The organism is Caballeronia catudaia (assembly GCF_001544755.2).
Taxonomy (GTDB): domain Bacteria; phylum Pseudomonadota; class Gammaproteobacteria; order Burkholderiales; family Burkholderiaceae; genus Caballeronia; species Caballeronia catudaia.
In genome coordinates this window covers 196107-210187 of record NZ_FCOF02000009.1, presented here as the reverse complement: position 1 = coordinate 210187, position 14081 = coordinate 196107, and the positions used below count along the sequence as shown (strand labels likewise).

Genomic DNA, 14081 nt, shown 5'->3' with positions numbered 1-14081 from the left:
TTCTGGAGGCAAGCCGGTATAAATGAGCCGATCAGATAACAACGAAGAGACGGCCCTTTCACTATGCGACCCGAACATGTCAGCCGCCCGACGCGGCCCTTTTTCCGCGCTTCCGGCGGCAATCGGAGCGCGGCGCTCGAACAGTTGTGCAGCGAAATCGATGCGGCTTTCGAAGCCGCCGAAACCGCGCCGCAAGCGTCATTCGGACAGCGCGTGCGCCTCGCGCTGCAACGCGCGATCGCAGCTCCTGGCCTGCTGCGGCCGGATCAGCGCGTAAGCAATCCGCAAGTGTATTGCCGGCATCTGCTCGCCGCCGATCCGCTCAATCGCTATGCGATCGCCGCGCTCGTCTGGGAGCCGGGGCAAGCGAGCCCGGTGCATGGGCATCGGACATGGTGCGGCTATGCAGTCATCGAAGGCACGCTCGAAGAAACGCTTTATCGCTGGGATACGCTCGAGCATCGCGCGATCGAAACGCGGCGGCACCCCCGTCCGCCGGGCGCAGTGTCTTTCGTGGATGCAGGACGCAGCGCGATCCACCAGCTCGGCAATCCCGACGATGCCGCCGCGCGCGCCGTGTCCCTGCATATCTATGGCGTCGCGGGCGCGCAGATCGCCACGCACGTCAACGATCTGCTCGCGGCGTAACGACGCGAACCGCCGCTCAGCCCTTGCCCGGCTCGGACGCGGTCGGAATCTGCGGCGGAATCTGCACCGATTGATCGGTCGGCGGCGGCGCCGGCTGCGGCTCGTGCGACACATCGCGCGCCGCGGCCCGCATGCGTGCAGACTCCGGACCGATCGCCAGTTCCTCTTCGTCCTGCATGGACTCCACGGGCGCCGGAGCCTCGCCCGTCCAGATGCGGCGCGCGCGTCCTTCGGCGTCGGCGCCGGACATCGCCTCGCGCGTCATCTGCACGTGCATTTGCGGCACCGGAATCTCCATGCCGGCTTCGTCCATCTTGCGCTTGATGCGCAGGTTGAACGCCCGCGCAACGCTCCATTGCTGCAGCGGCCGCGTCTTGATCTGCCCTTTTACGACCATCCAGTTCGGATCGAAGCGGTCGAGGCCCCAGACTTCGACCGGCCCGAGCATTTCGAGCCGATAGCGGAAATCGGCCATCAGATCGGCGCCGACTTCGTGGATCATCTGCGTGACTTCATCGATGTCGGCGGAGAAAGGCACGCGCACTTCGAACACGGCGTATGCGAAATCGCGCGACAGGTTCTTCACCGTCTTGATCTGCGAGAACGGGATCGCGTGGATCGCGCCCTGGCCGTCGCGCAGGCGCACCGTGCGGATCGTCAGGCTTTCGACGATGCCCGCGTGGCCACCCTCGACCTCGATCGAATCGCCGACGGAAATCGTGTCCTCGATGATGATGAAAAGCCCCGTGATCAGATCCGCGACGAGCGACTGCGCGCCGAAGCCGACCGCGAGACCGATCACGCCCGCGCCCGCGAGCAGCGGCGTCACGTTGAGGCCGAGGTTCGCGGCCGTGACGATCGCCGCGACCGTCAGCAGGAACACGAACACGACGTTGCGCACGAGCGGCAGCATGGTGCGCGCGCGCATGCTCGGACCACGCCCGCCGCGCCGCGCGGCATCCGGGCGTAGCGCTTCCTGAATGCCCGTATCGATCAGAATCCAGATCAGCCACACGACGAAGAACGTCAGCAAGATCATCGCGACCGCGCGCGTGATGCCGCGCGCGGCGACGCTCTCTTCCGCCATGTGCGCGAGCGAGAAGCCCCAGAAGCGCGACGACAGTTCGAGAAACACGAGCCATATGCCGACCACGATCATCGTGCCGACGAACTTGACGAGCCTGCGCACATAGGCCGACTGGCGGCGCGGCCTTCTCGACTTGGGCCGCGTGATGCGCACGACGATCGCCGACAGAAAGAACCCGACGACGAGCAAGCCCGCGGTCGCGATCGCCATCTGCAAGACGTTCTCCGACGTGCCGATGCCCATCAGCGTCGCCACCACCGACGCCGACGCGAGCAAAAGGAGCGGCAACTGCCACAGCGACGCGACCACTTCGAAGGTCTCGGTCGCGGCCTTGCGCGTGTTGCGCTGCTCGTAGGAGCGGCTTCTGATCAGATGCGCGACGGGCCGCTGGAACGCGAGCGCGAAATACGCGGTGAGGCCCGCCGCGCCCATGTTCGCGCAGGTCGAGATGAGCGCGGCGAGATTGGAGCCGAGCTGCTGCGCGACATCGTAATTGGCGGCGGCGTCGCCGAGCGCGCCGAGCGTGCCGATCAGAAACAGCAAACGCCGCGCGCGAATGATCAGCACGTTCACCGCCACGCGACGGTGCGCCGAGCCGAACAGCGAAAACATGATGAGACAGATCGCGGAGAACACCGCGCCCGCGACCATCGCATAGGCGGCGACCATCGCCAATGTGCGCCCGAGCGACAGCGGCATGTAATGCGTGAAGGTCAACGCCGCGAGGAACGCGAAGAGATACGGCGCCACGCGGCGCAGCGTGAAGAGCAGCAGTTCGCGCGTGGTCGGATTCGAATGCAGACCGGTGTCGATGCCGTAACGCGCCTGCACGCGCCGCTGAATATAGACGAGCACGAACGCGCACGCACCCCAGCCGAGGAGCATCGCGAAGAAGTTGAATAGCGTGCGGCCGAACGACTCGCGGCTCTGGCTCGTGACGATCGTGAAGAGCTCGTTGCCGGCCGCGTTGAGGCGTCCGCCCCAATACGCGATCGGCGTCTTGCCGCGCTTCACGTCGGCTTCGATGTTGGTGAGCGCCGACGCGATCGCACCGAGCAGGCCCGCGTTCTGCGCGATCGTCGCCACCACCGACGATGTCGTCGAGGCCGGCGCGGCGCCTGTCGCGTGCGTGCCGCTTGCCGTGCCGTCGATGGCGGCGGCGCCGGAGGCGGGCGCGGCGGCATCGGCGGCGCGCTTGGCATCGCGCAGATGCTTCAGTTGCGCGACGAGCGCCGCGCGCTGCTTGTCGCTGTCGAGCGTCGTGATGATGTTGTCGAGCGAGCGCACCATCTCGGCATCGGACATGGCGGGGGCATCCGCCCCCGACGCCGCGTCCGGTGCGGATGCAGGCGCAGCCGGCGTGATCAGTTCCTGGAAAGTAGGCAGCGTGAGTGCGGGCGCCGCGTGGGCGGCGGGCGCCGCGAGCGCGATCGACGCGGCCAGCACTGTCGGAAGACCAAGCGAAAACGCGTGCAAAGCGTGGCGCGCACAGAAGCGCGCGAGCGCGGCGCCGACCAGCGCGAGCGCCGCCATCCAGGACATCGCGACTGACGCCCACGCGCGTTGCTGCGCGAGGTTGCGTGACTTCATAACGGTCTCGATTTCTGAAAGACCGCCAGTTTAGCGGCTGTGGCGAGACGCCCGCCCAACGCGGACGTAACCGAATGTTAAGCGTCCGTGCGCAGGTCTTTCAGGCGGGACTGCGCCGCGATGCGCGTCGCAAGGCGCGCTATTTGTCCATTTCCGTGCGCGCGCCGCTGCTATCGGCCGATGGGCTGGCCGCACCCGGTTGCGTATTCGACGCGCCGCCCTGCGCGGACCACTCCTGCAGCTTTCGCCCGGCCGACTGCAAGCCTGCGCCGGTGGCGCTCGCGGCGTTGTTGATCGCGGCATTCGTCGCGCTCGCCGCGTTGTCGAAATTAGACCGGGCCGTCGCGGCAACGCCGCTCGCGGATACATCGGGCATCGAGCCGGCGTTGTCCATGTTCTGCTGCGCCGACTGCTTCGCCGCATCGACCTTCTGGCCGACGTAGCTCGCCGCCTTATCGAACTTCTGGCTGGTCTGGCTCGCGATGTTGTTGAGCGCGCTCGCGGCCTGTCCCGCGGTTGCGTCGTGTTTCTCGCACGCGGCGAGTACGCCGAGCGCCGTGAACGCCAAGGCGATACGGGTCATGTGAGTCATCTGCATGGTGTTACCTTCTGCCTGATACGTGCTGGTGTGTGCCGATACGTGCGCGTTCGAGCGCACCTCCGCGAAATCGCCCGCCCACGCTGGACCGCGCGGCGCGATTCCATCTCGGTTTTCGCGCACATCATACGCTGCCGTCGCGATGCTTCGTTCGAAATCCCGCGTCGCTCCAACTGAGCACGTCGAACTCCGAACCTTGCATCGCAGGGGAACCTCGGCTCCCCAAAATCAGCCGTATTCGGCCGTTCAATGCAGGCATTCGGAAAGGCGCACTCGCGTAGAACCGAAATAGAATTTTCCCTCTACATTTAAGAGACTTCTGGTTTGGCGGGCTTTGGCCTTGGCATATATTCGCCTCCGTTCCTGCCTCCACGATGTCTCGCACCATGCTTTTCATGAATGTCGCTGTTGCCCTCGTCGCGGGTTTCATATTGTTCGAGCCTTTCACCCGCGCCCCCGTCTCCCGATTCACCACGCCCCGCATGCGCCGCAGCCTCGCGAACCGTTCTTTCTCTCAGGCGGGCGCGGCATTCTTCGCGGCTTTGCTCGTCGCGACGAGCCCCCCGGCGCCGCAACAGATCTCACCGCTGATCGTGTTCGCAGCCTCGCTGCTGCTCGTGTTCGCAAGCATCTATTGGATCGTTCGCGGCAAGCGCCTGCTCAGGGCGCCGCGCGTGTTCAGCAACATGTGTTGAAGTTTCGACGCGGCGCGCAACGCGCCGCGTCTGCTCGCGCGACCTTCTCTTTCCTTCCCCCGATAGTCCCGAGCCAATACGGTTCGCCCCGCCTTAAAGGTATATTCGCGCCGAGGTTTTTCGCGAAACGCGTGGACGAAAAAAAAGGCGCTACGTTTCCGTAGCGCCTTAAAAGTTCTAGCCATTCCGAGGGCCGTGCTAGAACCTGAGAGCCGGTATGTCGAGCCTCAGCGGGAAGCGCACACGCGCACATCGCCTCGGGTTTCGAAATTGGGTTCCATTTTTTCCGGGATCACTGCTCAAGTCAAGCAAAATTTCGCGGTCCGGGCAAGTGCCCATGTTTCGTTCAACTTGCGTCATTGCCAAAAGAACTTTCGTCACTCATGGAAGTTATCGCGAAGTCTTGCATCGCTTGCAAGTTTCGCGATGCGAGCTAGTAGAATTGCGGCCAGCCATCAAACAAAACGACGTTTCACAAAACAAATGCCTATGCAAATCGAACGGTCTTCGGCCCGGGAACGCGTCCGCGAGAAGGACGGCGAGGAAGTCACCGCGCTCGCGCGCGGGCTCGACGTGCTGCGCCGGATCGCCGCCGCCGATGCGCCCGTGAGCAATCGTGAGCTGACCGACTGGACCGGCATTCCGAAGCCGACGATCTCCCGCATCACCGCGACACTCGTCGGCGCAGGACTGCTGCACCGTCTGCCGGACAGCGAGCGTTTCGTGCTGACCGCGTCCGTGCTGGAATTGAGCAACGGATTCTTGCGCAATTTCGATATTCGCGCCCGGGCGCGCCCGTTCCTCATAAGGCTCGCCGAGCACACCGGATTATCCGTGCATCTCGCCGTGCGCGATCGTCTGGAGATGGTTGTAATCGATGCCATTCGTCCGCGATCCGCCGTACTGGTCTCGCGGCTCGAAGTCGGTGGCCGCATGGATCTGAGCCGCACGGCAGTCGGACGGGCATATCTCGCGGTGCTTTCGGAGGTGGATCGGCACGCGCTCATCGGCAGTCTTCAGACCGCATCGGGTGACGACTGGCCGACCATCGCGGGCGGTTTGCAACGCGGCATCGACGACGCCTTGCGTCTCGGCTTCGCGACTTCACTCGGCGAATGGCATCACGGGCTCAATGCCGTGGCGGCCGGCTTTGTCGGCCCGTCGGGGGAGCGGTACTCGGTGAACTGCGGCGGCGCCGCGCATCAATGCCCGCGCGAGACCCTCATCGGCGACGTCGCGCCCGTTCTGCTCGAATGCGTCGGGCACATCACGCGCGAGATCGGCGGCACGCATGCGCCGAGCGCGGCGCATGCGGCCAGTTAGACCGATAGGCTGCCGCTGACCGGCGCAAGCTCATCGAAAGTCTTTAGGCGGCGCCCGTGTAACAGTCGTAATCAACAGAAAGAATGACCGGTGGACGGCCCCCGGTGCGGGACGTAGCATCATGCTTCGCGCGCACCGGAGCCGCGCCGCCGGCTTTCCGCCCGCTTTCGCGGCTCCGACTATCCAAGTCTTCCGCTCCGGTTGCGGTTCATGCGCGCAGCGCATGCAATGCGCGCCCGAATCGCGACCGCCGCTCGTCCGCGCCCCGTACGTTAGTTTTGAAAGACCCAGCCACCGAATCGATGGACGACCAAAAGAATCCCCCCGGGCCGCGCCCCACACCTCCTACGCCCGCCTCGCCCGCGGCCATCGAGCCTGCCCGGCGGCGTCGCAAAATGGTGCCGCTCATCGTCGCGATCCTGATCGTCGCCGGAGCGATCGCATGGTGGCATCCGTGGAATCGCGGCCGCGACGGCGGCACGAGCGGCCAGCCCGACGCGCGTCAGGGCGGGCGGCGCGGCGCTTCCAGCGCGACGAATCAGCCGCAGCCGGTGCACGTGGCGAGCGTCGCTCAGGGTGAAATGCCCGTCGTCATCAATTCGCTCGGCACGGTCACGCCGCTCGCGAACGTCACGGTCAAGACGCAATTGAACGGCACGCTCGTCGACGTCGCTTTCAGGGAAGGTCAGATGGTCAGGAAGGGCGACCTGCTCGCGCAGATCGATCCGCGTCCGTATGAAATCTCGTTGCGCAACGCAGAGGGTGCGCTCGCGAAAGATCAGGCGCTGCTGCAAACCGCGCGCCTCGACTTGCAGCGCTATCAGACGCTGCTGTCGCAGGATTCCATCGCGAAGCAGCAGGTCGACACGCAAGCCTCGCTCGTGAAGCAGTACGAAGGAGCGGTCAAGTCCGACCAGGCGAACGTCGATACCTACAAGCTCGATCTGACCTACGCGCGCATCACGGCGCCGGTGTCGGGGCGCGTCGGCCTGCGGCAGGTCGATCCCGGCAACTACGTGACGACGGGCGATACCAACGGCGTCGTCGTCATCACGCAGTTGCAGCCGATCAGCGTCATCTTCACCACTTCCGAAGACAACCTCGCCGCCATTCTCAAGCCGCTGCACGCTGGCACGAAGATGTCGGTCACCGCGTACGACCGCGCGAACACCACGCCGCTCGAAGCGGGCTTCCTCGAGACCGTCGACAACCAGATCGACACGGCCACCGGCACCGTGAAGCTGCGCGCCACGTTCGACAACAAGCAAGGCATGCTTTTCCCGAACCAGTTCGTGAACACGAAGCTGCTCGTCGACGTGATCAAAAACGCGACCATCGTGCCCACGTCCGCGGTGCTGAACGGCTCGTCGGGCGCGTTCGTGTACGTCGTGAAGCCGGACAACACCGTGACGGTGCGCAACGTGAAGATCGGACCGGTCGATGGCGAGCGCACCAGCATCAAGTCGGGTCTGCAAGTAGGCGAGCGCGTGGTGATCGACGGTTCCGACCGCCTCAAGGAAGGCGCGAAGATCACGATTCCGGCCGAGAAGGCGAAGGCGGCTTCGGGTGCTTCGGGCGCGTCCGCGGCGTCCGGTGCGCGTCATGGCGGGCATCGGCAACAGCAATCGCAGCAGTAAGCGGCGGTCAAAAGCATGAATCCATCCCGCATTTTTATCCTGCGCCCGGTCGGCACGGCGCTCCTGATGGCGGCGATCATGCTGGTCGGCCTGGTCGCGCTGCGCTTTTTGCCGCTCTCCGCGCTGCCCGCCGTCGACTATCCGACGATTCAGGTGCAGACGTTCTACCCCGGCGCATCGCCGGACGTGATGACATCGAGCGTCACCGCGCCGCTCGAGAAGCAGTTCGGCCAGATGGCGAGCCTGAATCAAATGTCGTCGCAGAGCTCGGCGGGCGCGTCGGTCATCACGCTGCAATTCAGCCTCGACTTGCCGCTCGATATTGCCGAGCAGGAAGTGCAGGCGGCGATCAACGCGGCGGGCAATCTGCTGCCGTCCGACCTGCCCGCACCGCCGATCTACGCGAAAGTGAACCCCGCCGACGCGCCGATCATGACGCTCGCGGTCAGCTCGAAAACCTTGCCGCTGACGCAGGTGCAAGACCTCGCGGACACACGCCTCGCGCAGAAGATTTCGCAGGTGGCGGGCGTGGGCCTCGTATCGGTGAGCGGCGGCAACCGCCCTGCCGTTCGCATCCAGGCGAACACGCGCGCGCTCGCATCGTATGGCCTGAACATCGACGATCTGCGCACGACGATTTCCAACCTCAACGTCAATACGCCCAAGGGCAACTTCGACGGCCCGACGCGCGCCTACACGATCAACGCGAACGACCAGCTCACCGACGCCGACGCCTACAAGAGCGCGGTCGTCGCCTATCGCAGCGGGCGGCCGGTGATGCTGACCGACGTCGCGACCATCGTGCAGGGTCCGGAGAACACGAAGCTCGGCGCGTGGGTCGATTCGACGCCCGCGATCATCCTGAACGTGCAGCGCCAGCCGGGCGCGAACGTGATCGCCGTCGTCGACGGCATCAAGAAAATCCTGCCGCAGTTGCAACAGGCGCTGCCCGCGGCGCTCGACGTGCGCGTCGTCACTGACCGCACCACGACCATCCGCGCGTCCGTGCGCGACGTGCAGTTCGAGCTCGCGCTGTCCGTCGTGCTCGTCGTGCTGGTCATTTACCTCTTTCTCGCGAACGTCTACGCAACGATCATCCCGAGCCTGTCCGTGCCGCTGTCACTGGTCGGCACGCTCGCGATCATGTATCTGTGCGGCTTCTCGCTCGACAACCTCTCGCTGATGGCGCTGACCATCGCGACCGGTTTCGTCGTCGACGATGCGATCGTGATGATCGAAAACATCGCGCGCTATGTCGAAGATGGCGATCCGCCGCTCGAAGCGGCGCTCAAGGGCTCGAAGCAGATCGGTTTCACCATCATTTCGTTGACGGTGTCGCTCATCGCCGTGCTGATTCCACTGCTCTTCATGGGCGATGTAGTCGGCCGCCTCTTCCATGAATTCGCGATCACGCTCGCGGTGACCATCGTCATTTCGGCGATCGTTTCGCTGACGCTCGTGCCGATGATGTGCGCGAAGCTCTTGCGCCACACGCCGCCGAAGGAAAGCAAGCGGTTCGAAGCGCGCGCGCACCAGTTCATCGACTACGTGATCGGGCGCTATGCGGTCGCGCTGAACTGGGTGCTGGCGCGTCAGCACGCGACGCTGTTCGTCTTCGTGCTCACACTCGTTTTCACGGCCGTGCTGTACGTCTACATTCCGAAGGGATTCTTTCCGACGCAGGACACGGGCGTGATCCAGGCGATTACACAGGCGCCGCAGGCCGCGTCCTATCAGGCGGTCGCCGAGCAGCAACAGGCGCTGGCGAAGAAGATTCTGGAAAACCCGGACGTGGAAAGCCTGACGTCGTTCGTCGGCGTCGACGGGACGAACATCACGCTCAATAACGGGCGCATGCTGATCAACCTTAAGCCGCGCGACGACCGCGACAGCACGTCGAGCGAAATCATCCGCACGATCCAGAGCGAAGTGGCCGATATTCCCGGCATCAAGCTCTACATGCAGCCGGTGCAGGATCTGACGATCGATTCGACCGTGAGCCCGACGCAGTATCACTTCATGCTGACGGACCCGAATCCGTCCGAGTTCGCGGAATGGGTGCCGAAGCTCGTCGACCGCTTGCAGCACACGTCGATTTTGACGGACGTCGCGACCGATCTGCAGCAGAACGGCCAGTCGGTGTACATCGAGATCGACCGCGCAACGGCCGCGCGCTTCGGCATCACGCCCGCGACGGTCGATAACGCGCTCTACGACGCGTTCGGGCAGCGCATCATCTCCACTATCTTCACGCAGTCGAACCAGTATCGCGTGATTCTGGAAGCCGAGCCGTCGGACGCGCACTACAGCGAGACGCTCAACGGCATCTATCTGCCCTCCTCGACCGCGACCAACGGGCAAGTGCCGCTCTCGTCCATCGCGAAGTTTCACGAGCGCGCGGCGCCCCTGCTCGTCACGCACCTCGGCCAGTTCCCGGCGACGACCGTCTCCTTCAATCTCGCGAAGGGCGCGTCGCTCGGCGAGGCGGTGAAGGCCATCGAGCAGGCGAAGCAGGACATCGGCTTGCCCGCGTCGTTCCAGATCCGCTTCCAGGGCGCGGCGCTCGCGTTCCAGGCGTCGCTCTCGAACGAGCTGTTCCTGATTCTCGCGGCCATCGTCACGATGTATATCGTGCTCGGCGTGCTGTACGAGAGCTTCATCCATCCGATCACGATTCTCTCGACGCTGCCTTCCGCGGGCGTCGGCGCGCTGCTCTCGCTGATGATCACCGGGCACGATCTCGACATCATCGGCATCATCGGCATCGTGCTCCTGATCGGCATCGTGAAGAAGAACGCGATCATGATGATCGACTTCGCGCTCGAAGCCGAACGCGACGAAGGCAAACCGCCGCGCGAGGCGATCTTTCAGGCGTGTCTGCTGCGGTTTCGCCCGATTCTCATGACGACGATGGCCGCGCTCTTAGGCGCGCTGCCGCTGATGCTCGGCTGGGGCGCGGGCTCGGAGCTGCGGCATCCGCTCGGCATCGCGATCGTCGGCGGGTTGATCGTGTCGCAATTGCTCACGCTCTTCACCACGCCCGTGATCTATCTCGGTTTCGATTCGCTCGCCCGCAAGCTGCGCGCGCGTTTCGGCCGTTCGCCCGATGCGGCGGCAGCCGGTGAAGGACGGTAAGCGATGAACCTGTCGCGCCTCTTCATCGACCGGCCCGTCGCGACGACTTTGCTCGCGATCGGCATCGCGCTCGCGGGCATGTTCGCGTTCGTGAAGCTGCCCGTCGCGCCGCTGCCGCAAGTCGATTTCCCGACCATTTCGGTGCAGGCGAGCCTGCCCGGCGCGAGCCCGCAAACGGTCGCGACGAGCGTCGCGAGTCCGCTGGAGCGGCATCTCGGCACCATCGCCGATGTCAGCGAAATGACGTCGATGAGCTCCGTCGGCTCGACGCGCATCACGCTGCAGTTCGGCCTGAACCGCGACATCGACGGCGCCGCGCGCGACGTGCAGGCCGCGATCAACGCCGCGCGCGCCGACCTGCCCGCCTCGCTGCGCCAAAACCCGACGTACCACAAGGTCAATCCGGCCGACGCGCCGATTCTCGTGCTCGCGCTCTCCTCGCCCACGCGCACGGCGGGCTCGCTCTACGATTCCGCCGCGACCGTGCTGCAGCAGACGCTCTCGACGGTGCCGGGCGTCGGCGAAGTCGACGTGAGCGGTTCGGCGAATCCGGCGGTGCGCGTGGAACTGGAGCCAGGCGGGCTGTTTCACTATGGCATCGGTCTGGAAGACGTGCGCGCCGCGCTCGCATCGGCGAATGCGAACAGCCCGAAGGGCGCGATCGAGTTCCAGGGCACCCGCGTCCAGCTCTACACGAACGATCAGGCGAGCAAGGCCGCGCAATACAAGGATCTCGTGGTCGCGTACCGCAACGGCTCGGCGGTGAAGCTGTCGGACGTCGGCGAAGTGGTCGATTCGGTCGAAGATCTGCGCAACCTCGGCCTCATCAACAACCAGCGCGCGGTTCTTGTGATTCTGTATCGTCAGCCGGGCGCGAACATCATCGAGACGATCGATCGCGTCAAATCCATGCTGCCGCAGTTGCAGGCCGCGCTGCCCGCCGACGTGCAGATCACGCCGACCGCCGACCGCTCCGTCACGATCCGCTCGTCGCTGCACGACACCGAGCTGACGCTGCTGATAGCGGTGGCGCTCGTCGTGATGGTCGTGTTCCTGTTCCTGCGCAACTGGCGCGCGACGCTGATACCGAGCGTCGCCGTGCCGATATCGATCATCGGCACCTTCGCGGCCATGTATCTGCTCGGCTTCTCGCTCGACAACCTCTCGCTGATGGCGCTCACCATCGCGACGGGCTTCGTCGTCGACGACGCGATCGTCGTGCTGGAGAACATCACGCGGCATGTGGAGAAAGGGGTGCCGCGCATGCAGGCGGCCATTCTCGGCGCGCGTGAAGTCGGCTTTACGGTGCTGTCGATCAGCGTGTCGCTCGTCGCCGTGTTCCTGCCTATCCTGCTGATGGGCGGCATCGTCGGGCGGCTATTCCGCGAGTTCGCGCTGACGCTGTCGCTCGCGATCGGGGTGTCGCTCGTCGTGTCGCTGACCGTCACGCCGATGATGTGCTCGCGGCTCTTGCAAGAGCCGCGCGAGCGCAAGCAGGAAGGCCGCATCGCGCGCTGGCTCGAACGCCAGTTCACGCGCATGCAGAACGGCTACGAGCGCACGCTCGGCTGGGCGCTCGCGCATCCGCGCACGATCCTCATGATTCTGCTCGCGACCATCGGGCTGAATATTTATCTGTACATCATCGTGCCGAAGGGCTTTTTCCCGCAGCAGGACACGGGGCGCATCATCGGCGGCATTCAGGCGGATCAGAGCACGTCGTTTCAGGCGATGAAGATCAAGTTCGCCGAGATGATGAAGATCGTCGAGGCGGACCCGGCGGTCGACAGCGTCGCGGGCTTCACCGGCGGGCGCTCGACCAACTCGGGTTTCATGTTCATCTCGCTGAAACCCAAGAGCGAGCGCAAGGTGCCCGCCGACCAGGTCATCAACCGGCTGCGCAAGCCGCTCGCCGATGTCGCGGGTGCGCAAACCTTTTTGCAGTCCGTACAGGACATTCGCGTGGGTGGACGGCAATCGAACGCGCAGTATCAGTTCACCCTGCTGTCGGACACCACGTCCGATCTCTACACGTGGGGACCGAAGCTCACCGACGCGCTGAAGAAGCGCCCCGAGCTCACCGATGTCAACTCGGACCAGCAGCAGGGCGGACTGGAGGCGATGGTCACGTTCGACCGCGCCACCGCCGCGCGCTTAGGCATCAAGCCCGCGCAGATCGACAACACGCTGTATGACGCGTTCGGCCAGCGCCAGGTCTCGACGATCTACAACCCGCTGTCGCAATATCACGTGGTAATGGAGCTCGCGCCGAAGTATTGGCAAGATCCGGAAATGCTCAAGCAGATCTGGATCAGCACGTCGGGCGGCACGGCGAGCGGCTCCGCATCGACACAATCGACGACGACATCATCGGCTTCGACATCCGCTACCGGCTCGACGGGTCTGCGCGGCGCATCGACGAGCACGACCGACACGACCGCCGCCCTCGCGCTCGCCGCCGTGAAGAACTCCGCGACCAACGCGATCGCGGCCACGGGAAAGAACGGTTCGTCGTCGGGCGCGGCGGTATCGACCTCGAAGGAAACGATGGTCCCGCTCTCGGCAATCGCCAAGTTCGGCCCCGGCAACACGCCGTTGTCCGTCAGTCACCAGAGCCAGTTCGTCGCGTCGACGATCTCGTTCAACCTGCCGCCGGGCAAATCGCTGTCGGAGGCCACCGCCGCGATCTATGAAACGATGGCCGAGATCGGCGTGCCGCAGACGATCCACGGCAGCTTTCAGGGCACGGCGCAGGCGTTCCAGCAATCGCTCAACGACCAGCCGCTCCTGATCCTCGCGGCGCTCGCGGCCGTTTATATCGTGCTCGGCATTCTGTACGAGAGCTACATCCATCCGATCACCATTCTCTCGACGCTGCCGTCCGCGGGTATCGGCGCGCTGCTCGCGTTGGTCCTGTTCAGGACGGAGTTCAGCATCATCGCGCTGATCGCGGTGATTCTCCTGATCGGCATCGTGAAGAAGAACGCGATCATGATGGTCGATTTCGCGATCGAGGCGACGCGCCACGGCGCATCCACGCCGCAGGACGCGATCCGTGAAGCCTGTCTCTTGCGCTTCCGCCCGATCATGATGACGACCGCAGCCGCGTTGCTCGGCGCGCTGCCGCTCGCGTTCGGCACCGGCGAAGGCTCGGAGATGCGCGCGCCGCTCGGCATCGCGATCGTCGGTGGGCTGATCGTGAGCCAGATGCTGACGCTGTTCACGACGCCGGTCGTCTATCTCTACATGGATCGCTTCCGCATTCGCGCGGAAGCACGGCGCGCGCGTCGCCAGGGCGCGCGTCCGGCGGGCGCGGCTGAATGAGCGAATGAAAAAAATGCTGCGGACGCAAACGCGTCCCGCAGCGC

Annotated in this window: 8 protein-coding genes; 6 read left to right on the top strand and 2 right to left on the bottom strand. The window is 64.8% G+C overall.

What is annotated here, in order from left to right:
* Positions 1-63 precede the first annotated feature (63 nt).
* On the top strand, positions 64-648 hold the full coding sequence (locus AWB75_RS12990) for a cysteine dioxygenase family protein (RefSeq protein ID WP_061124480.1): 585 nt from the start codon (positions 64-66) through the stop codon (positions 646-648).
* A gap of 16 nt (positions 649-664) precedes the next feature.
* Here AWB75_RS12990 and AWB75_RS12985 read toward each other — a convergent pair whose 3' ends face one another.
* Both AWB75_RS12985 and AWB75_RS12980 read right to left on the bottom strand, forming a co-directional pair.
* Positions 665-3325, bottom strand: a complete 2661-nt coding sequence (locus AWB75_RS12985; RefSeq protein WP_061124479.1) for a mechanosensitive ion channel family protein — start codon at positions 3323-3325, stop codon at positions 665-667.
* A gap of 139 nt (positions 3326-3464) precedes the next feature.
* Entirely contained in the window at positions 3465-3923 is a 459-nt protein-coding gene (locus AWB75_RS12980) for a hypothetical protein (protein ID WP_061124531.1), read from the bottom strand.
* Positions 3924-4354: 431 nt separating this feature from the next.
* Between AWB75_RS12980 and AWB75_RS12970 the strand changes: the two genes are divergently transcribed.
* The 5 genes from AWB75_RS12970 (at position 4355) to AWB75_RS12950 (ending at position 14037) form a co-directional block, all read left to right on the top strand.
* Positions 4355-4618 carry a hypothetical protein gene (locus AWB75_RS12970; RefSeq protein ID WP_143746431.1) on the top strand — a complete coding sequence of 88 codons (264 nt, stop codon included), beginning with the start codon at positions 4355-4357 and terminating at the stop codon, positions 4616-4618.
* 489 nt (positions 4619-5107) lie between these two features.
* Entirely contained in the window at positions 5108-5941 is an 834-nt protein-coding gene (locus AWB75_RS12965; protein ID WP_087086599.1) for an IclR family transcriptional regulator, read from the top strand.
* A gap of 302 nt (positions 5942-6243) precedes the next feature.
* Positions 6244-7578 carry an MdtA/MuxA family multidrug efflux RND transporter periplasmic adaptor subunit gene (locus tag AWB75_RS12960; RefSeq protein ID WP_061124475.1) on the top strand — a complete coding sequence of 445 codons (1335 nt, stop codon included), beginning with the start codon at positions 6244-6246 and terminating at the stop codon, positions 7576-7578.
* Between the two features lie 15 nt (positions 7579-7593).
* Positions 7594-10713 (top strand): MdtB/MuxB family multidrug efflux RND transporter permease subunit, encoded by a 3120-nt coding sequence (locus AWB75_RS12955; RefSeq protein ID WP_061124474.1) that lies wholly within the window; start codon positions 7594-7596, stop codon positions 10711-10713.
* A 3-nt stretch (positions 10714-10716) separates the two neighbouring features.
* Complete coding sequence (locus AWB75_RS12950; protein WP_061124473.1) at positions 10717-14037, top strand: efflux RND transporter permease subunit; 3321 nt, start codon at positions 10717-10719, stop codon at positions 14035-14037.
* Positions 14038-14081 lie beyond the last annotated feature (44 nt).